At 69.5% G+C, this 19891-nt stretch carries 21 protein-coding genes and 1 tRNA gene; 14 read left to right on the forward strand and 8 right to left on the reverse strand.

Annotated elements, in window-relative coordinates; genetic code table 11:
- The first annotated feature begins 488 nt into the window (after positions 1-488).
- From ENE75_RS18560 to ENE75_RS18605, 10 genes are all read left to right on the forward strand, one after another.
- A complete protein-coding gene (locus tag ENE75_RS18560; RefSeq protein ID WP_128199821.1) occupies positions 489-3257 on the forward strand; it encodes a phage NrS-1 polymerase family protein in 2769 nt (922 codons plus the stop codon).
- Between the two features lie 262 nt (positions 3258-3519).
- A complete protein-coding gene (locus ENE75_RS18565) occupies positions 3520-3936 on the forward strand; it encodes a hypothetical protein (protein WP_128199822.1) in 417 nt (138 codons plus the stop codon).
- Positions 3937-4249: 313 nt separating this feature from the next.
- Positions 4250-4471 (forward strand): hypothetical protein, encoded by a 222-nt coding sequence (locus tag ENE75_RS18570; RefSeq protein WP_128199823.1) that lies wholly within the window; start codon positions 4250-4252, stop codon positions 4469-4471.
- Positions 4468-4863, forward strand: coding sequence for a hypothetical protein (locus tag ENE75_RS18575; RefSeq protein WP_128199824.1), 396 nt, complete (start codon positions 4468-4470; stop codon positions 4861-4863). The genes ENE75_RS18570 and ENE75_RS18575 overlap by 4 nt, the downstream gene beginning before the upstream one ends.
- Entirely contained in the window at positions 4856-5269 is a 414-nt protein-coding gene (locus tag ENE75_RS18580; RefSeq protein WP_128199825.1) for a hypothetical protein, read from the forward strand. The genes ENE75_RS18575 and ENE75_RS18580 overlap by 8 nt, the downstream gene beginning before the upstream one ends.
- A 3-nt stretch (positions 5270-5272) precedes the next feature.
- Entirely contained in the window at positions 5273-5803 is a 531-nt protein-coding gene (locus tag ENE75_RS18585; protein ID WP_128199826.1) for a hypothetical protein, read from the forward strand.
- Entirely contained in the window at positions 5800-6570 is a 771-nt protein-coding gene (locus ENE75_RS18590) for a hypothetical protein (protein WP_128199827.1), read from the forward strand. Before ENE75_RS18585 ends, ENE75_RS18590 begins: the two co-directional genes overlap by 4 nt.
- Positions 6557-9670: a tape measure protein gene (locus ENE75_RS18595; RefSeq protein WP_128199828.1), complete on the forward strand. Its 3114-nt coding sequence runs from the start codon at positions 6557-6559 to the stop codon at positions 9668-9670. The genes ENE75_RS18590 and ENE75_RS18595 overlap by 14 nt, the downstream gene beginning before the upstream one ends.
- 2 nt (positions 9671-9672) lie before the next feature.
- On the forward strand, positions 9673-9933 hold the full coding sequence (locus tag ENE75_RS18600; protein ID WP_128199829.1) for a hypothetical protein: 261 nt from the start codon (positions 9673-9675) through the stop codon (positions 9931-9933).
- A 14-nt stretch (positions 9934-9947) separates the two neighbouring features.
- Complete coding sequence (locus ENE75_RS18605) at positions 9948-10217, forward strand: hypothetical protein (protein WP_128199830.1); 270 nt, start codon at positions 9948-9950, stop codon at positions 10215-10217.
- Between the two features lie 192 nt (positions 10218-10409).
- Here the strand turns inward: ENE75_RS18605 and ENE75_RS24910 are convergent, their stop codons facing one another.
- Positions 10410-10556: a hypothetical protein gene (locus ENE75_RS24910; protein ID WP_158289005.1), complete on the reverse strand. Its 147-nt coding sequence runs from the start codon at positions 10554-10556 to the stop codon at positions 10410-10412.
- A 263-nt stretch (positions 10557-10819) separates the two neighbouring features.
- On the opposite strand from ENE75_RS24910, the gene ENE75_RS18610 reads away from it, so the two are divergent.
- Positions 10820-11110, forward strand: a complete 291-nt coding sequence (locus tag ENE75_RS18610) for an ADP-ribosyl-(dinitrogen reductase) hydrolase (protein ID WP_128199831.1) — start codon at positions 10820-10822, stop codon at positions 11108-11110.
- A 39-nt stretch (positions 11111-11149) separates the two neighbouring features.
- A complete protein-coding gene (locus ENE75_RS18615) occupies positions 11150-11503 on the forward strand; it encodes a hypothetical protein (protein WP_128199832.1) in 354 nt (117 codons plus the stop codon).
- Between the two features lie 182 nt (positions 11504-11685).
- Here the strand turns inward: ENE75_RS18615 and ENE75_RS18620 are convergent.
- The 6 genes from ENE75_RS18620 to tolB all read right to left on the reverse strand — a co-directional run bounded on the left by ENE75_RS18620 (position 11686) and on the right by tolB (position 16518).
- Positions 11686-11761 (reverse strand) — tRNA-Lys (locus ENE75_RS18620).
- A gap of 25 nt (positions 11762-11786) precedes the next feature.
- The gene (locus tag ENE75_RS18625) at positions 11787-12599 is read right to left on the reverse strand and encodes a tRNA threonylcarbamoyladenosine dehydratase (RefSeq protein ID WP_128199833.1); all 813 of its coding nucleotides are present in this window, start codon (positions 12597-12599) and stop codon (positions 11787-11789) included.
- A complete protein-coding gene (locus ENE75_RS18630) occupies positions 12599-13714 on the reverse strand; it encodes a YeeE/YedE family protein (RefSeq protein ID WP_128199834.1) in 1116 nt (371 codons plus the stop codon). The genes ENE75_RS18625 and ENE75_RS18630 overlap by 1 nt, the downstream gene beginning before the upstream one ends.
- Before the next feature lie 81 nt (positions 13715-13795).
- A complete protein-coding gene (gene ybgF, locus ENE75_RS18635) occupies positions 13796-14587 on the reverse strand; it encodes a tol-pal system protein YbgF (protein WP_199232355.1) in 792 nt (263 codons plus the stop codon).
- A gap of 1 nt (position 14588) precedes the next feature.
- Positions 14589-15176, reverse strand: a complete 588-nt coding sequence (locus tag ENE75_RS18640) for an OmpA family protein (protein WP_128199835.1) — start codon at positions 15174-15176, stop codon at positions 14589-14591.
- A gap of 49 nt (positions 15177-15225) precedes the next feature.
- Entirely contained in the window at positions 15226-16518 is a 1293-nt protein-coding gene (gene tolB / locus ENE75_RS18645; protein ID WP_233259177.1) for a Tol-Pal system beta propeller repeat protein TolB, read from the reverse strand.
- Between the two features lie 86 nt (positions 16519-16604).
- On the opposite strand from tolB, the gene msbA reads away from it, so the two are divergent.
- Positions 16605-18332 carry a lipid A export permease/ATP-binding protein MsbA gene (gene msbA / locus ENE75_RS18650; protein WP_128199837.1) on the forward strand — a complete coding sequence of 576 codons (1728 nt, stop codon included), beginning with the start codon at positions 16605-16607 and terminating at the stop codon, positions 18330-18332.
- Between the two features lie 18 nt (positions 18333-18350).
- Here msbA and ENE75_RS18655 read toward each other — a convergent pair whose 3' ends face one another.
- On the reverse strand, positions 18351-19085 hold the full coding sequence (locus ENE75_RS18655) for a hypothetical protein (RefSeq protein ID WP_128199838.1): 735 nt from the start codon (positions 19083-19085) through the stop codon (positions 18351-18353).
- A gap of 206 nt (positions 19086-19291) precedes the next feature.
- Here ENE75_RS18655 and ENE75_RS18660 point away from each other — a divergent pair, with 206 nt between their 5' ends.
- Entirely contained in the window at positions 19292-19876 is a 585-nt protein-coding gene (locus tag ENE75_RS18660; protein WP_128199839.1) for a peroxidase-related enzyme, read from the forward strand.
- The last annotated feature ends 15 nt before the right edge of the window (positions 19877-19891 follow it).

Raw genomic sequence — 19891 nt, forward strand, 5'->3', positions numbered from 1 at the left:
GACAACGAAGAGTGCCGCATGGTGTCCGATCGCCCGGCATTTCGAAGGGGCCGCGAGTTCTTCGGCAGCAGTGCAGCGCCCAGAATCGTACGTGGTCGAATCTGCGCCACGCTGGCCGGGCCCATCGCTGAAGCCATGATCTCCGACCCGCACAGTCTGCCCCTCTTTGAGGAAGATGCGTCCCTGGAGGGGCCAGACGATGTCGGCGTAGCGTCTGCACTAGCGAGGCTTCTCCACCGCCGCTGTGAGTTTGACCACTGCGCGGACGCCACGGAGCAAGCGCTTCGCAGGCCCGCCGTTTGGGCCGCGCTTGAGCGAGTCGCGGCCGAGCTCGCCCGGTGCGGAACCCTGGACGAAGAAGCGCTAGAGGCCCTGCTTCCGCCACCCATGAAGGACTGGCCGCCCGCGCCACCGCGCCGGCGTAGTTAACCGACCCCGCATCAAGAAAAAGGCCCGCGCGGGGCGGGCCGAATACCTTGCAAACGGACATGAGCCTACATGAATTGCGCACCTCGGCGCAAGGGTCACCCCTGCCCGACCATCCCCTCGGACCGCTGGCGCCGCTGGCCGAGTGGCACCAGTTCATAGTGGCCACGATCGAGCCCGGGACGAACGGGAAGACCGACAAGATCCCGCGCCACTGGATCACCGGCGAGGTCTGCAACGCGCACGAACCGGCGAACTGGACGACCTACGACGCCGCCGCGACCATGGCCGCCACGCGCGGCGCGCGTTGGGCCGTCGGGTTCGTGATCACTGCCGCCGACCCCTGGATGTGCATTGACCTCGACCACGTGCTGCAGGCTGATGGCACCTGGCACCCAGCCGCCGTGGAGCTGGTCCAGTCGCTGCCCGGCGCAGTGACTGAACGATCACAGTCCGGGCAAGGCATGCACGTCTGGTGCCGGTATCCCGACCCGCCTACGCACCGCAAGCGCCGCCGCGATCTCGCGATCGACCTGGAGTGCTACAGCGCCGCCCGGTTCATCATGCTGGGCACCGGGCAGGTCGGCACGCTTGCGCCGCGCTGCGACGCGTTGCCGGCCGTCCTGGCACGCTACTTCGAGCCCGCGGCCGCCCCTGACGCCCAGGCGCACGGCGACGGCCCGCGCGCCGACTGGTCAGGCCCGACCGACGACGACGAACTGATCCGCCGCGCGCTGCAGTCCCGATCGGCCGGTGCCGCGTTCGGCGGGAAGGCCTCATTCGCCGACCTGTGGAATCGCAACGTCGACGCGCTGTCGCGTACGTACAAGGGCACCGACGAGGGCGGGGTCGACTGGTCCAGTGCCGACGCGGGACTCGCGCAGCACCTCGCCTGGTGGACTGGGGCCAATCAGGCCCGGATGATTGCCCTGATGCAGCGTTCGGCGCTGGTGCGCGACAAGTGGGACAACCGCGAGGACTACCTGCCGCGGACCGTGGCCAACGCCTGCGCCAAACAGCGCGACGTGCTGCAGGATCGGCCGCCCGAACGGCCGCCGGCACTCACGATCGAGGACGCCACCCGGCAAATGATCGGCGTCAAGCGAGACGAGGCGCTGATCGTGTGGCGGACCGCCGCGCCGCAGTTGTCGCCGACGGATCGAGAGGCGTTTCTCACGACCGCCGAGGCAGTCACGGGTATGGGCCGACGCGCATTGAACGCCGAGTTGCGCGAGGTGATGCGGGCCGACTCACTACAGCGTGAGCATGCCGCGTTCGAGGCCGGCCTGGGCGGCCGTGTGGCCATCGAGCACGAGAAGGGCAACGCCACGTCGCAGGCCGACCTGATCGAGCGCGCGATCGTGCAGCACTGCGCGCCCGGGGCGTACGTGCGGTTCGGCGGCAAGCTGTCGCAGGTCACCGCGGCAGAACTGCCCTATACCCACGCGATCGACAAGCCGGACGGCACGCCGCCTGATGTCCCGGTGATCAAGGCACTGACCCGGGCCGAGTTGCGCGCCCACGTGGAGGCCCGCGTGCGGTTCTACGAGACCACGCGGGGCGGTCACCGGAAGTTTCTGGACGTGCCGCCGGTCATCCTTGACGCGCTGGCAGACCGCCACACGTCGGCCTGTCCCCGCGTCTCGGGTCTGCTGGCGCATCCGTTGGTTCTACCCAGTGGAGAGATCCTTTCGGGCGCCGGCCTGCACGCGACCGGTCTGTTCCTGGCTGGCGCCCAGGTGCCGGGCCTACGGGCATTCAATCAAGCGGAGGCCGGCGCCGCGCTGGCCTGGCTGCGCGAGGTGCACCTCGAGGGCTTCGAGTTCGCGTCCGACCTTGATCGCGATATCGCGCTGGCTGCGCTGTTGACCGGCGTTCAGCGTCGAGTGCTGCCAATGGCGCCCGGCGTGGCGATCCTGGCGAACACGCAGAGCAGCGGCAAGACAACGCTGGCGCGCCGTCTGCACGTGACCTTGACCGGTCGCGACATGCCCGTTTCGACGTTCGCGCTGGGCAACGAGGATGAGGTGCAAAAGGCGCTGCTGGCGATGCTGATGCGTTCGCCGGCCATGGTCTGCTTCGACAACGTGCCCGACGGCTACACCTTTCAATCCGGGTCGCTGGCGGCCGCACTCACGGCGTCGGAGGTCAATCAACGCCTACTCGGCGGCAACGAGACTGTGGCCGTACCGACGAACGTCCTGTTCGCCCTCACGGGGAACAACCTGTCGTTGGGCAATGATGAGGTGACCCGATGGCTAGTCGTTCGTCTCGCCCCAAAGCATGCGCGGCCGGAAGAGCGGAGGTTCAAGCACGCCGACGTGGTGGGCCATGCGATCCAGCTGCGGGCCGAAGTACTGCGACACGTGGTCGGCATCGTGGCTGGCTACCTGACCAGCGACGCCCGGCTGCAACTGGCGGACGGCACACGGTACGCGCGCTGGGACGAGATGGTGCGGCAGCCGCTGCTATGGGCAGGCGCGCACGACGTCGCCCAGGTGTTCCGGGCGAACGCCGAACAGTCGGAGCCGGTCCGCGCGCACCGGGCATTGGTCGCCAGACTGTGCGAGGCGTTCCCCGATGGCGCCGAGTTCAGCGCCGCGCAGATCGCCGACCTTGCGTCCCGGGCGTTTCCCGCGCCGGACCCGGACCTGCGCGAGGCGATCGAGGCACTCGGTGCGAGGGATCATCGAAGCCCCAGATCGGTCGGCCGAGTGCTGAAGGCGAAGGTCGGCAAGGCCGTCGATCTCGGCGGTCACCACATGCGGATCGTCGCGGCGCCGGAAGACCGAAATGGTGTCGGGCGCTACCGCCTGGACCGGGTCGGTTGACCACATGGTGGGGGTGCGGGGTTTGCGGGGTTTAAAGGCCGATTCTCTATCTCGCAGCTCGTGGAACTTGATTTTCGAATTACGTGTTTCATGGTCCGTCAGGCTGGAGATCGACAGTTAAACCCCGCAAACCCCGCAGCGATCCTTGTGCACCATCATGTGGGTTTAGAAATTTCCCTTCCCCCATAATTTCGCCCGCACGAAATAGGTTTCTGGAAGGATCACCACACCGCAATTCGCGGCACAACTGGAGATTCCGACCATGACCCGATCGACCGCTGAAATCGTCCGCGACCTTGTCTCCCTGCACGCGATCCTGCCCGGGCCGATGAACCAAGCCCGCGCCGCCCTGTGGGCGATGCATGAGCTACTCGACCGCCCTGATCCGCTGATGTCCGCAGCTGTCGAGATGGCCGTCGACGCACTCGACCGACCGGACGATGACGACGCCGAAGAACGCGCCATCCTCGAGGCCGCGCTGGCGTTAATGCTGCCGCAGGTGTGGGCAATCCATGCGAGCGACACGTGCCCTGTGGCCGGCGATGCTGTCGTGCTGGCCGACCTGGGCGACGGCGCGGAACTGGTCGAGCGTGCCGCGCTGCTGGACTGGTCTGCAGGCGCTGGGCCTGCTGGTGAGGGGCGAGTGCACCGGTTCAAAGTCCTGGGCCCGTACGCCTGAGCGTGCCCCGGATCCTGGCCGCTGGCCGCCGCGATGGTGGCCGGCCGCCTGGCCGTCAATCGTGGGCTAGTGCAACATCATGGTGAAGTAGGGGGCCCCTGGAAATAGCTATTTTCGACGCGGGGACTTCGAAGCGCACCAATCCGGAGCTTGTGGCACGAAAATTGTTGATTGAGTGTCTCAAGATGAACGACTCTCGCAATTGGCGAGCAATTAGCACTCAGACCGACCCGCACGCCGCCGCCTGACTCACTCGGAGTTAGCGAAATTCCAGCAGTGGACCCGCCGCGCAATCGCGCCTGAGACTCGCGGCATGAACACCCCGCAAAACACAGGCGATCCGCGCGGCACGCCTGCCCTCGTTAAAGCCGCGCAAGTCGCACGCCGCGCAGGCCTGCCGAAACGGACCCTGCTGTCCGAGATCGAGGCCGGCCGGATCCCCATCGGGATCGTCCGGATCGGCATGAACGGCGTGGCCTACCTGAACCGTGCCGATTCCGCGCGGTTCCTCGAGACCGTGGGGGCCACACTATGACCGCCTGGACCCACATCGGCCGTGCAGGCCTGTCGCGCGGCGAACCCTTCGAATTCCAAAAGCAGCTGGCCGCCCGGTTGGTCGCTGTCGGTCTGCCCAGACCCACCGCCCACCGTGTGGCCGACTGGGTCGAGACCGGCGCCGAGTGCCGACGCGTTCACGCGATGATCGACGTGGCCGTGGAAGCCGGCGCCGTGCACCTCGTGCCCCTGGCCGTGCAACACGGTATCGAGCCGCCCCGGTTCGCGTCACTGTTGCGCGCTGCTGGCGCCACCGATGGCCGCAAGCTGAACCCCGCCGCGATCGATGCGGTCCGCCGCGAGTTGTACGTGCGGCCGAAGCCCCGGGGCCCGTGGCCGAGTCCGTATCTGGAGGGTCGCAGCAATGACTGACCGCTACGACCTTGCCAAGCTGCGCCGCCTGCAGCGACAGCGCGACTCGCTGGCCGCCCGCGGAAACGCGATCTCCGACCTGTTGCAGGCTGAGACCGAAGCCGCCCGGTTCTACCGGCAGAGCCTGGAGTCTCAGTTCCGGCAGGCTCAAGCACTCGGCCGATGCGTGGCCGCCGAGTTCGATGAGGTCCCGGACTGGTCTGACGACCAGATGAAGGCCGAGGGCATCAGCCCGAAGACCCGCACCCAGTGGCGCGACGCCACCGAAGCCGCCGACGCGTACCGGCGCGAGCTCGCCGCACTCAGTCAGGCCGCCGCCCCCCTGCGCCGCCTGGTCGCCGCCTGCGAGCGACTGGTGCCCTCGGATGCCGTGATCCTGCCCGGCGTGGCCAAGAAGGAGACCTGACCCATGGCCACGAAACGAACCGCCACCGGCGCGTCATTGCCCGAACGCCTGGACGCTGCGCGCGCCGCCGTCGAAGCTGCCCGCACCGCACGCGACGAGATCGCCGAGCTACCCGAGCGCAGCCGCGCCGAGACCCGCGAACGCATGCGCCTGATGCTGCAGGCCGCCGCCGAGGATCCCGCTCGCACGCTTCGTGCCCATGTGCTGACCGCCCAGGCCGGGCACCGCGCAGACGGCCCGATGCTTGGTGCCACCGTGGCCGGCGACATGACCGGCGCCCTGGCCGCGCTGCTGGGTGTCGACCACATGCTCGAGATGCTGGCGCCGATCCTGGCCCGCATCCCCGACGGCCCGCCCAGTGCCGAACGTGCCCGCCTGCTGGCCGACGCTGACGCCGCGCTGTTCGCCGCCGAACTGGCTGAAGAAAAAATCGTCGTACAGCTGGAGGCGCAAGGCCTGCCCGTCGTGCGCCGCGCCGACGCCGATCCGCGCGCCGTGCTCTGGATGGATGACGACGCCGAGGCTGCAGCGTGAGTGACGCGCAGATCAGCGACAAGCAGGGCCGCGGGCTGACCGTTGGGTGGCGTGATCCCGCCGACCCCGGCGCCGCGGATCGCACGATGGCCGAATTGATCGAGCCGGCCGGCGACGACCCGCCGCCACCGGAGGCCGAGACCCCGCGCACGTACCGCACCCGGGCCGTGTGGGAACTCTACGGCCCCCCAGGCGCTGGAATCGACCGCCTGCTGATGCTGGCCGTCGAAGTGGGCCTGCAAGCCGAGGCCATCACCGCCGGCACTCGATACCGCGTGTGGGGGTCCATGGACGCCCTGCAGTCGCTGGCCGGGTTCGTGAGCGAGTGGGCCGTGCCCGGCACCGGCTTGCAGCCTGAGGCCGCGCCGCCTGGCCTACGATTGGCGTTCAAGCTGGCACCGGCGAGGCCGCCTGTCCGGTCCGCCATCGTGCACGGCACGACCGAACCGGAGCGCGCTGTCGCCCGTGCGATCGACGCAGGCCTGCAGGCGCGTGTCGTCGGGCTGTCTAGGTTCGTCATCACGGGGCCGAGCCGGCTGCACCTCGCGTGGCTGCAGATGCTGTTCCAAGTCCCCCAGGCCCGGGCCCTGGAGATCATGCAGACCACGCTCGAGGCCCTGCAGGCTGAAGACACGGCCGCCCCGATGCCTGAGATCGTGGTGAACCTGCCGACCCGGCAGACCACCTCAGAAATCGAGCGCGACATGCGCGGCGACATCACCCGCGTGACCCAGACCGAACGGAGCGTCGACGATGGCAACCCGTAACCGCGACGTCCGACTCGGCGTCGCCATCGAGACCACCGGCGAGGAGTCACTCGACAAGCTGGCCGACGACCTGCGCGACCTGGGCAAGGCCGGCGACCTGACCGCCGAGGAACTGCAGAGCCTGACGACCGAGGTTCAGCAGCTGGCCGCCGCCACGAAGGCCCGCCGCGACGCCGAGGCCACCGCCCGGGCCGACGAACGCGCCGCACGCGACGCCCTGGCCGCCCGACGCGAGGAACTCGCACGTCTGCGAGCCGAGACCGACCGCGCAGGCCGCCAGACCGTCGAGTTCCAGACCGCCGAACGCGCGCTGAAGGTCGCCATCGTCGACGCGACCACGGCCGTACGGCAGGCCACCGCCACGCGCCAGACCGCGAACAACGCGACCCGGGCCGCGATCACCGCGGAGTCCGAGCTCGCCGCCACCATCCGGCGCAGTGCCGAAGCATCACGCGCCGGCATCGCGACCCAGACGGCCGCCGGCGCCACGTTCCGGGGCGAGCTCGACAAGATCGGCGTCGCGCTGCGCAACGTGCAGGCCCTGGCCGGCGTGGCCATCGGCGGAACGCTGCTGACCAGTGCAGCGCGCGACGTGGGCGAGACTGCCGACGCGTACGCGAACCTCGCCGCCCGCGTGAAGCTGGCCACCGGCGAGGGCGCGGACTTCCAAGCCACGTTCGCCGAACTGTTCCAGATCGCGCAGCGCACCGGCGTGGCGATCGATGATGTCGGCGCGCTGTTCACGAAGCTGTCCCAGGCCGGCCGGGAACTGAAGCTGTCGACCGCCGACGCGCTGGGCCTGACCGAGACCATCACGCAGGCGCTGCAGCTGTCGGGGGCGAGTGCCCAGGAAGCCGCATCCGGCGTGCAGCAGTTCGCCCAGGCGCTGGCATCCGGCCGCCTGCAAGGCGATGAACTCCGGTCGATCCTCGAGAACGCGCCGCGCCTGGCGCGCGCCCTGTCCGAGGGCCTGGGCGTGACCGTCGGCCAGCTGCGCGAACTGGGCGCCCAGGGCACGCTGACCGCGGACCGTGTGATCGCCGCCCTGCAAGGCCAGTCTGCCGCGCTGCAGTCCGAATTCGATCGGCTGCCGCCGACCGTCGGCCGCGCGCTGGCGAACCTGTCGACCGCCTGGACCCAGTACATCGGCGAGTCCGACGCCGCCACCGGCGCGAGCGCTGCAGCGGCCGCAGCGATCAACGCCCTGGCCGCGAACCTCGACACACTGGGAACGCTGCTGTACAGCGCGGGCAAGGCCGCGGCCGCGTATCAGGCCCTGAAGCTGGCGCAGACGTTCCTCGGCATCGCCACCGCCACGAAGGCCGCCACCGTCGAGACCGTGGCCTACACGGCCGCCCAGACGGCCGCAACGACCGCCACCGCCGGCACGGCCGCCGCCGCGTCGCGGTTCGCCGCCATCGTCGGCGGGCTGAAGCTGGCCGCGCTGGTGGGCGTGGTGACGAACCTGCGCGAGATCGGGACGTGGATCGGCGAGAGCGTGGCGCAGCTGGTGGGCTACCGTGACCGGACGGCCGAGATCGAAGAGGAACAGCGCGCCGCCGAACGGAGCGCGGCCGCCTGGGCCCAGCAGACCGCCGCCCTGGCCGCCGAGCAGCGACGCGCGAGCGAGGCCGCCGCAGGCCTGACCGTCGAGAGCCGGCGACTGGTGGGCGAGTTCGAACAGGCCCGCACGAAGGGCGACAGCGTGGCCGCCGCCCTGGACAAGGTCCGCAAGGCCCTGGACCTGTCCGACGCGCGCGGGATCTCCGATGCGATCACGGCCCTGGACGTGCTGCGCGAGCGTGGCGAGATCACCGGCGAGGCCCTCACGCAGGCGCTGGCCGGCGCCCTGAACGGCCGCGACCTGGGCGTGTTCGCAGCGACGGCCCGCGCCGTGTTCGACGACACCGAACAGGGGGCCCGGCGACTGGGTGCCGCCCTCGAGGCCGTGGTCGGCGAGTCGCTGCGCCGTGCCGGCACCAGTGCCCGCGAACTGCAGACCGGGTTCAGCGAGGCGGCCGCGTCAGCGATCAACGACGTCGACAGCCTGGCCGACGCCCTGGACACGCTGGGGGCCGATGCGGGCACCGCCGGCCGTCTGCTGGCCGACGCACTGGACCGGGCGACCGACGCCGCCGGCACCGAGCGCGCCGTGCAGGCCGTGATCGACCGGGTCGAAGCGCTGGGCGAGGCCGGGAAGCTGACCGGGGAAGCACTGGCTGACGCACTGACGACCGCCCGGGCCAAGCTGGACGAACTGCGCCCAGGTGTGGACAGCCTGGCCGAAGCGCTGGCCGCGTTCGGGATCAAGACCCGGACCGAACTGCAGGCCACCGCCGACAAGCTGGGCGCCGCGTACCGGCAGATCGCACAGGCCGTCGACGTGTCGCTGACCGACAAGATCCGGGCCTTCAACGCGTACCGGGATGCCGCGATCGCCGCGAATGGTGGCGTGGAGTCGTCCGATGTGGCGCTGCAGCGGAAGATCCTCGAGACGCAGGCCGCGGCCGCGGGTCTGGGCGACGTGATCGAGTCCAGCATGCGGCGAGCCCGCAAGGCCACCGACGAAGCCACCGCGGCCGTGAACCGGTACGGGGAACGGCTGAACCAGACCGCCGGCAGCCTGGGCGGGTCGGTCGACGGTCTGCGGGGTCCGGGCGACCCGCTGACGACGCCCAGCATCCGCGACACGCCCGCGAGCGCTGGCGGTTCGTTCCAGCCCGCGAAACCACCGGGCGACGGTTGGACGTTCGTTCCCGATCAGCGCGCGTTCGGTGGCGTGAGCCCTGCCGATGCCGTGGCCGGCCGGTACCCGATCGCACCGACGACCACACGGGTCGCGGTCAATGGCGTGGGCTACTGGGTGCGGTCGCAGGCCGACGCGAACGCCAGCAGCACGAAGGCCGGCGCGACCACGTATGACAGCCCGTTCGGTGGGTACGCGGGCAGCAGTCAGCAGCGCGCCGATCAGGCCGCCGCCCGGACGATCCGCCTGGAGCTCGCCATGCCCTCGGGGCGAACCGTACCGGCGACCGTGGCCGAGTCCGACGCCGCGGGCCTGATGCGTGAGCTTGAACTCGCACGGGGCACAGGGGGCTGATGATGAACTGCGCGCCACAGGTGCACGTCGCCATCCCGGCGAACGAATACATCGCGATCATGACCACGCTGCGCGAGCTCACGGCGTCGCTGGGCGCGCTGAACGCGCAGGCCGACGCGCAGACCCTGCCCGCGCTGGCGTCATCCGCCTATGGTCTGTGCGCCATGGTCGGCCGCCGCCTGCAGACGGCCCCGGCGTTCCATGCCTGGATCGATGGCGGTCGTGTGGTCGAACTGCGGCCGCCGCGCCCCCCGATGCCATGATCACGACGACACGCTTGGACCAACTGCGGGCCGAACGGTCGCGCCTGCGCGATGTCAGCGGCGACCCGCTGGCGCTGTTCTGGGAGGGCGGTTACCGGCAGGCCGCCGCAGGCATGCCCTGGCTGACCATGGATCGGCTGATGGAACTGCACGCCCGCTGGGATGAACCCGGCGTGGCCGCCGAGGCCCGTCTGCTGATCGAACAACAGTGCGGGCTGTCGTTGACCGGTGATCAGGCCCGCGCGTTCCTGGCAGGCGTGGCGGCCGTGTGGCGACTGGTGTAGGTGGGCTGCTACTGCTTTTGCATCCAGCGGTTGCTCCGAGCGCTCGTCACTGGAGTAGCAGTTACGCCTCATGTAGATGCAAAGTTGCGCAATCGCGTTTGCGTTCCGCACGCGGATCGGCATAGACTCGGATGACGCCCGGACCTCTTGCACAGGTCCGGGCGTCGTTGCGCGGAGTGGGCGACGTACGCCTTACTTGCTGATCGGGACGATGAGCGGGAATGCCCGCTTACCGACCTGAGCTGCAAAAAGCTTCTTGCCGTTCTTGAGGGTGATCCACGGTCGGAACACCAGCTTGAACCCCTCAGGGATCGGCAGCGGTAGCTTCAGTTGCTTCACTCATGCTCACCTCCTTTCTGCCGTCAAAACGGCGGTTTGGTTGGTTGGGGTGCCGCCCACGCGGCGCTTGCTTTGGCCCGTGGTGCATGTCCGATCAAGCACTCGCACCACGGGCCCTCTCTCTCTTCACTCGTCGTCTTGCGTTCCGTGCACCATGCCGCGGATATCCCTTGATCGAGGGATGACTCTAGCAAGGCGCTATGGACACGCATGCACATTGTATATACAGTGCATAGCTCAGGCAAGAACAAGCAGGGAGCAACATGCCGCTGTTCATTTCGCCCCGTGTTCGCGAGAAGCTCAAGACGAAGCACAACGTGACCGAGGCCCAAGTAGTCCAATGCTTCGCCAACCGTTGCGGCGGCGATCTATTGGACCGGCGACCGCAGCACCAGACGAATCCGCCGACCCGTTGGTTCATAAGTGAGACCGACTACGGGATCAAACTGAAGGTCTGTTTCGTCTATGACCCAACCACAAAGTTGGTTGAGATCAAGAGTGCTTTTCCGCCAAACGAAGACGAAATCGCAATCTACAAGAAGCGATTCGGATAGCCCCTCAGCGCACAACGCGCTCAATCAAGGAGAACGATGATGAATGCGAAGACGAAGACCCCCCAGGTTGAGGACGTTTGGGAGGATCGGACCGTCGGAGCAGAAGAAGAGCACGTAGAAGTCGCCCCCGACATCAGTGCCGAACTCGACGCGGCTCTCGACCTGCACCCGATTTCGATCCGCCTACAGCGGAACCTGGTTGAGAACCTCAAGGCCCTTGCCCAACTGCACGGGCTTGGCTATCAGCCCTTGATCCGTCAGATCCTTACCCGCTGGGTAGACGGCGAGGTCAAGCAAATGATTGCCCATCGCGCAAACGAGCGGGCGGACAAAGACCCCCTACCGACTGCGATGCCGCGGGCCAATAAGGAGAAGTTGAAGAAGGCCGCGTGAGTAGGAGCCGACAAGACGAGTCGGCTCAATCCGACCTAAAGTGATGAGGGGCCCGTGCATGCGGGCCCCTTGTCTTTTGAGCGCTGCAACGTCATGCGTCGGAGCCTTCACAGGCGCCTACACGGGTCGCCAGATGGACGAAGGGGTTAGCAGTCACTCACCGCCAACCCCTTATAAACACTTGGTGGGTCGTGCAGGATTCGAACCTGCGACCAACGGATTAAAAGTCCGCTGCTCTACCGACTGAGCTAACGACCCGTTTGCCGTGCAGCAAAGCCCATCATTATAGACGCTTGATCAGGACACCCTCGATCGCCGCGGCCGCGGCGGCGAGGCCGAAGGCCGCGGTGACCATCACGCTGGAGCCGTATCCGTGGCAGTTGAGGCTGCCGTCCATGCCCGCGGTGCCGCCGTCGTCGGCGGATGCCTCGGCGGCGCACACCGCCTCCGGCCGCTGCACCGCCTCGCGCGAGAACACGCAGGTCACCCCGACTCGCCCCTGGCGCGGGGCGCCATGGTCGCGCCTCAGGCGCTGGCGCAGGCTGGCCAGCAGCGGGTCGTGCGTGACCTCGGCCAGGTCGCCCACCTCCACGCGCTGCGGCTGGCGCTTGCCGCCGGCCGCACCCACGCACACGGCGGGCACGCCGGCGTCGCGCGCCCACGCGGCGAGCGCGGCCTTGGCACGCACCTGGTCGCAGGCGTCCACCAGGGCATCCACGGAACGCGGCAGCAGCGCCGGCCAGTTGCCGGGCTCGACGAAGTCCTCGACCATGTCGACGTGGCAGCCGGGATGGATGTCGGCGATGCGCTCGCGCAGCGCCAGCACCTTGGCCTGACCCAGCGTGCGGCCCAGGGCCTGCACCTGGCGGTTGATGTTGGATTCGGCCACGTGGTCCAGGTCGATCAGCACCAGCCCGGCCACGCCGCTGCGCGCCAGGGCCTCGGCCACCCAGGAACCGACGCCGCCCACACCCACCACCGCCACGGTCAACGTGCGCAGGCGCGCATAGGCCGCATCGCCATACAGGCGCCGCAGGCCACCGAATCGGCGCTCGGTGTCGAACTCATCCGGTGTCGCCAGCGCAGTGGGCGGCATCACAACAGCCGTTCCAGCCGCCAGGCCTGGTAGCGGATGCCGGCCACGGCGCCACCGGCGATGCCGGCCACGGCGATGAAACTGCCCAGCGACAGGGTCGACAGGCCCGACAGGCCCTGTCCCACGGTACAGCCGAAGGCCGTGACGCCGCCGATGCCCATCAGCACGGCACCGACCACGTGGTTGGCCGTGTCTTCGGTGCCCGCAAAACCTTCCCAGCGGAAGCTGCGCGTGGCCACCGCCACCACGGCCGAACCGACGATGACGCCGAGCACGCTCATGATGCCGAAGGTGAGCAGCTTGTTGGCGTCGCTGTAGAGGATGAACCAGTCCAGCGTGTAGGCGATGGGCGCGACGAAGGTGAACGACTCCATGCTGCGCGTGTTGGTGGCCAGGAAGGTCTCCTCCAGCGTCAGCGGGTGCTCGGTCAGGTGCCCGTGCACGCCCGACAGCCACCAGGCGGCCACGATCACCGCGCCGATGCCCAGCCCACCGAGCAGGTTGTCGGCGCTGCGCCCCTCGGGCCGCGCCAGCGCCCAGCCGGTGAGGGCGAGCCCGAAGCTGCCGCCCAGCAGGGCCACGGCCAGCGGCCGGGACAGACCGGTGACGTGCTGCAGCAGCGACGGCAGGTCCTGGCCCACTGGCAGTTCCACCATGGCCCGGTCCAGCGTCTCGACGCGCCACACTGCGGTGAGCCCGCGCAGCGTGGCATACGACGCCAGCCCCAGCACGCAGAACACCACCAGCGCCTTCAGGTTGCCCCCGCCGATGCGCACCAGCGTCTTGCTGCCGCAGCCCGAGGCCAGCACCATGCCGAAGCCGAACAGTGCACCGCCGGCCAGGTTGGACAGCCAGATCAGCTGCGGCCGGGCGTAGACGCTGTCGGTGGCGTCGATCCAACCCGCCGCGGCCATCGCGCTGAAACCCAGCGTGGCCACACCGACGGCCAGCGCCCACATGCGCAGCCGCGTCCAGTCGCCCATCGTGACGATGTCGGCCAGCGCACCCATGGTGCAGAAGTGCGCGCGCTGCGCGACGGCGCCAAACAGGGCGCCGAGCACGAAGGCGCCCCACAGCACCTGCTGGACCAGGCCAGGGAGTTGATCTGCCGACATCGGGCGCGGATTCTAGGCGGGGCCCCTGGGCCGGCGGCTACAAGGGTGGGACGCGCCACAGGCGCGCGCGGCCCTTCAACGCTACTTCAGCGAGGCCAGGCGTTCCTTGCCCGCGGTGGCGGCTTCGGAGTCTGGGTAGGACTTCAGCAGTTCGTCGAGCGTGCGACGGGCGCTGCGGGTGTCTTTCATCTCGGCCTGGCTGTTGGCCAGCGCCAGCAGGGCTTCCGGCGCCTTCGGGTGGTCGGGATTGGCCTTCACCAGGTCGCGGAAGGTGCCCACCGCACCCTTGTAGTCCCGCTTGCCGTACTGCGCATTGCCGAGCCAGAAGCGCGCCGAGGCGCCGTAGCCGGTGGTCGGCCACCGCTCCAGCAGGTCGCCCAGGCCCTTGGCGGCGCTGTCGAAGTCGCCGTTTCGGATGGCGGCGATCGACGCGTCGTAGAGCTGGCGCTCGTCGGAAGAGGCGACGAACTCGCGACCATCCAGCGCCACCTTCTGCGGCTCCAGCTTGCGCAGCCGGTCGTCGAAGTTCTGGTTGGCGTCCTTCTGGCCCTGCTGCAGCGTGGCCACGTCGCGCAGCAGCTGCTCGCCGTCGCCGCGCAGCTTGGCCACCTCGCCACGCAGCACCTCGAGCTGATTGTTCAGCTCGAGCAGGCTGCGCTGCAGCGTGGCCACCTGCTGCACCAACTGGGTGTTGGTGGCCACCAGCTCGGCGATCGCCTTGCTCGCCGTCTCGTCGTTGGCCTGGATGCGGGCGCGCAGGTCGAGGATGGCTTTGCGCGCCTCCTCGTCGTCGAACAGGCCGGCGTGGGCCGCCGGCAGGCTCAGCGCCAGGGCCGCGGCAGCAGCCAGGGAGCGCCATGACGCGAAAGGCATGTCAGCGGTCCTTGATCTCGACACGGCGGTTCTTGGCCCAGGCAGCCTCGTTGGAGGCCGGGTCGGCCGGGCGCTCCTCGCCGAAGCTCACAGCCTCGACCTGGCCGGCCTGCACGCCCAGCAGTTCCATGGCGCGGGCCACGGCCTCGGCACGCTTCTGGCCCAGGGCCAGGTTGTATTCACGACCACCGCGCTCGTCGGCATGGCCCTGCAGGCTGAGCTTGCGGTCGCGCTGCGCCACCAGGGCCTTGGCATAGCCTTCGAGCACCGGCTTGTCCTCGGCGCGCAGCAGGAAGCTGTCGAAGTCGAAGTACAGCACGCGCGGCAGGTTGGCCATGGCGGCGGCGGCCTGTGCGGCGGCCGCGGCTTCGGCCTCGCGGCGTTGGCGCTCCAGGTCCACCGTGGCCACGCGCGACTGCGGCGTCGCCTGCGACTGCGCCGGGGTCTGCGTGCTGCCGCCGGTGCCGCCCTGGGTCACCGGCGCCGGGGTGGTCGCCTTGGGTTCGTCCAGCTTGACCGGCGACGAGCAGGCGGCCAGCAGGGCCGCCGTGGCGATGAGGGTCGGCAGGGCAAGAGGGCGAAGGGTCATCGGGTTCTCCTTGGTCGGGGGCGTGAAGGGCAGATAGAGGTTGGAGCGATCAGCGGCCGAACGGGCCCCAGGCGGGTTCGCGCACGTCGGCACCGCTGGTCAGCAGGCGGGTCTTGATCCTGCCATCCAGCGTGGTGGTCATCAACACGTCACGGCCTTCCAGCCGTGTCGCATACACGATCAGGCGGCCGTTGGGCGCAAAGCTGGGGCTCTCGTCGTCGCGGGTGGCGGTCACGCCGCGCACGGTACCCGTGCTCAGGTCCAGGGTCATCAGCTTGAAGGCCGACCCGCCCACGCGCGACACATAAGCCAGCAGGCGCCCGTCGGGGCTCAGCGTGGGGCTGATGTTGTAGTCGCCGTCGAAGGTCACGCGCTCGGCGCTGCCACCTTCGGCGGGCATGCGGTAGACCTGCGGGCCGCCGCCGCGGTCGCTGACGAAGTAGATCTGCTTGCCGTCGGCGGTGTAGACCGGTTCGGTGTCGATGGATCGGCTCTCGGTCAGGCGCAGCGGCGTGCCGCCCGCCGCAGGCATGCGCCAGAGCTGCGTGAGCCCGCCGCGCGACAGCGCCACCGCGACGAACTGGCCATCCGGCGACCACGCCGGGGCGCTGTTGGAGCCGGGAAAGTCGGCCAGCTTGCGCCGCGTGCCACTGGCGGTGTCCTGCACCCAGACCACGGCCTTCTGGCTCTCGAAGGACACATACGCCAGCTGGCGGCCGTCCGGTGCCCAGGCTGGGGAGATGATGGGGTCCAGGCTGTTGAGCGCCACCTGCGCGTTCTCGCCGTCGGCGTCGGTCACCAGCAGTGCATAACGTGGACCCTGCTGCACCACGTAGGCGATGCGGGTGGAGAACACCCCCGCCTCGCCGATCAGGTTCTGGTGGATCTCGTCGGCGATGCGGTGGGCCGCCAGGCGCAGGTCGCCGGCCACCACCGTCTGGCTCTGGCCGATGAGTTCCTCGCCGCGCACCACGTCCCAGAGCTTGTAGCGTACGTCGAAGCGGCCGTCGGTCAGCCGCGTGACCGAGCCGGCCACCAGCGCGTCGCTGCCACGGGCCTTCCAGTCGCCCAGCTGCGGCAGGCTGCGCTCGTCCATCGGCACCGGCATGGCGCCGGGGTCGACCAGCCGGAACAGGCCGCTGCGTTGCAGGTCCGCGCGCACGATGCCGGCAATGCCGGTGCCGGCGGCGCCCTCGTCGCGGAAGTCCACCACCGTCACCGGCACCTGCGTCGCGCCGACGCCGGTGATCTCGATGCGGAACTGCGCCCATGCCGGGCCCGCGGCGGCGGCCAGGGCCGCGCTGCCGAAGGTGGTGAGCAGGGCTTTGCGTCGGGAAACCATGGGCATGGAAGCCATGGATCCTTGGGGATGCCGTTGGTTCACCCGACCGATTGTAGGCAGCCCCGATAATCCGCCCGATTCCTGCCATGCCCAGCCTAGCCCAGCGACTCGCCCGCCTGCGGCCCTACCTGCGCCCCGGCCGCCGCGGACTGATCGGCGCCGGGCTCGGCGCGCTGGTCGGCGCCGCCACCGAACCGGCCATCCCGGCGCTGCTCAAGCCGCTGCTGGACGAAGGCTTCGGCGCCGAGCGCAGCTGGCCGCTGTGGTGGGTGCCGGTGCTCATCGTGGGCCTGTTCACGCTGCGCGGGCTGGCCGGCTTCGTCGCCCAGTACGGCCTGGCCTGGGCGGCGCAGCGCGCCGTGCTGGCCCTGCGGCAGGACCTGTTCGCCCACCTGCTGGCGTCGCCGTCGGGCCTGTTCACACGCCAGTCGGCCAGCCAGCTGACCAACACCGTGGTCTACGAGGTGCAGCAGGGCGCGACGCTGCTGATCAACGCCCTGCTCACGCTGGCCAAGGACTCGCTGACGCTGGTGGCGCTGCTGGTCTACCTGCTGTGGCTGAACTGGCAGCTCACGCTGCTGGTGGGCCTGCTGTTCCCGGCCCTGGCCGTGGTGATGCGCCACCTGGGCCGCCGGCTTCGGCGGCTGACGGTGGCCGGCCAGCAGGCCACCGACGAGCTGGCCTACGTGGTGGAGGAGAACGTGCTGGCCTGGCGCATCGTGCGCCTGCACGGGGCCGAACCGGCGCAGGCCAGCCGCTTCGGTGCCCAGGGCGAGCGCCTGCGCCGGCTGATGATGAAGGTGGTGGCCTCGTCGGCCGCGATCACGCCGCTGACCCAGGTGCTGGCGGCCTGTGCGCTGAGCACGGTGATCGTGCTGGCGCTGTGGCAGAGCCAGGGCGCCGGCGGCACCGTGGGCGGTTTCGTGGCCTTCATCACCGCGATGCTGATGATCGTCTCGCCACTGCGCCACCTGGCCGACGTGGTGGCCCCCATCACGCGCGGGCTGGCGGCCATCGAGCGTGGCCTGGACCTGATGGCCGACATGCCGCGCGAGGCCGGCGGCACCCACGATGGCGGCCGCGCCCGCGGCGAGATCGTGCTGCAGGACGTGACCCTGCGCTACCGCGACGACGGCCTGCCGGCACTCGACCGGCTGACCCTGACCGTGCGCGCCGGCGAGACGGTGGCCCTGGTGGGCCCGTCGGGTGCGGGCAAGAGCACGGTGGTGAACCTGCTGCCGCGCTTCGTGGAGGCCGGCGAGGGGCGCGTGCTGCTGGATGGCGTGCCGGTGGGCGACTGGGACGCCGGCGCGCTGCGCCGCCAGTTCGCGCTGGTGAGCCAGGACGTGGTGCTGTTCAACGACACCGTGGCCGCCAACGTGGCCCTGGGTGCCGATGTGCCGCACGAGCGCATCCGCGAGGCGCTGGCCGGCGCGCAGCTGCTGGACTTCGTGGACGGCCTGCCGCAGGGGCTGGACACGGTGATCGGCCACAACGGCAGCCAGCTCAGCGGCGGCCAGCGGCAGCGGCTGGCCATTGCACGTGCCATCTGCAAGGACGCGCCGGTGCTGATCCTCGACGAGGCCACCTCGGCGCTGGACACCGAGAGCGAGCGCGGCGTGCAGGCGGCGCTGGAGGTACTGATGCGTGGCCGCACGACGCTGATCGTGGCCCACCGGCTGTCGACCATCGAGCACGCCGACCGCGTGGTGGTGATCGAGGGCGGCCGTGTGGCCGAACAGGGCCCGCACGCCGCGCTGATCGCGCAGGGCGGGCTCTACGCCCGCCTGCACGCGATGCAGTTCAAGACCTGACCTTCAGATCCACGCTGGTCAGAGGAGGTTGCTGGCCGCACCTTCGAAGGCCGCGATGCTGTTGGTGCAGGTGCCCGGCAGCTCGTGCTCGCTGTTGCCCTTGAACGTGCCCTGGCCCTGGGTAAGCACGTTGCCCCCGGCCAGTTCGAGCAGGTTGCCCTCGAAGAAGCCCTCGACCGACGCGGTGACCGACCCGCCGTCGTACTCCTCGATGCCGCCCTTGAACGACTGCCCCGCCGCCACGGTGACGCTGACGCTGCCGTTGCCGGTCTCGATCACCGAGCCCTCGAAGCTGCCGCTCGACGCGACGACCGTGACGCCGCCATTGCCGCTCTCCAGGATGTCGGCGTTGACGACGCCCGGGCGGTCCACGGTGACGTTGACACCGCCGTCGCCGGACTCCTCGATGGACCCGCCGATGGTGCTGCCGCCGCGTACGCTGACGCCACCGAGGTCGGCCTCAGACACGTTGCCGCCGGTGCGGCCGCCGGCAATCGTGATCGAGCCGTCTCCGGACTCCTCGACCGCCCCGTTGACCGCGCCGCGGATCACCAGGTTGCCAGGCCCGGTCTGGATCAGGTTGCCATTGACCGACGCACTGGCGGCGATGGTGCATGAGTAGCCTGCAGCCACCACGTCGTCGTTGACGCTGCCGGTGACGGTGTTGTTGGGGAAGCTGCTGCACTGGACCGCGGCCTGGGCGCCGGTCATGGTACCGAGGGACAGCAGGATGAAGAGGATGCGCTGGGTCATGTCGAGCTCCGGGAGTCAGGGTTGCGGCGGTTCGCCCCTGACACCCTGTCAGGGGCGCCGCCAGCACACGGAGCAGGCCCGCGGCCCGCTGATACATCGCGCCGGAACCAACCCGAACCGAGGGGGCCTGCCCCGTTCCGTCGTCGCCACGGCAGGTACGATCCGTGCATCACCTCGACCCGCGCCTCGGGCGCGCCCAGCCTGCCATGTCGCCGATCTCACGCTTTCCCGTCCCTGAGCTGACCGACCTGCCGGAGGACATGCGCGCACGCATCCTGGAGGTGCAGGAGAAGGCCGGCTTCGTGCCCAACGTCTTCTTGGCGCTGGCCCACCGGCCGGCGGAATGGCGTGCTTTCATGGCCTGGCACGACGCGCTGCTGCTCAAGGAAACGGGCGGCCTGAGCAAGGGCGACCGCGAGATGATCATCGTGGCCACGTCGGCGGTGAACCACTGCCTGTACTGCGTGGTGGCGCACGGCGCCATCCTGCGCATCTACGAGAAGAAGCCGCTGGTGGCTGACCAGGTGGCCATCAACCACCGCAAGGCCGACATCACGCCGCGCCAACGCGCCATGCTGGATTTCGCGCTGAAGGTCTGCAGCGCTTCGCACACCGTGGACGACACAGATTTCGAGGCCCTGCACGCGCACGGCTTCAGCGACGACGACATCTGGGACATCGGCGCGATCACCGCCTTCTTCGGCCTGAGCAACCGGCTGGCCAACCTGAGCGCGATGCGACCCAACGACGAGTTCTACCTGATGGGCCGCGTGCCCCGCAGCAAGGGCTGATACGGCGCGGACGCT

The organism is Rubrivivax albus, from assembly GCF_004016515.1.
GTDB lineage: Bacteria > Pseudomonadota > Gammaproteobacteria > Burkholderiales > Burkholderiaceae_C > Rubrivivax > Rubrivivax albus.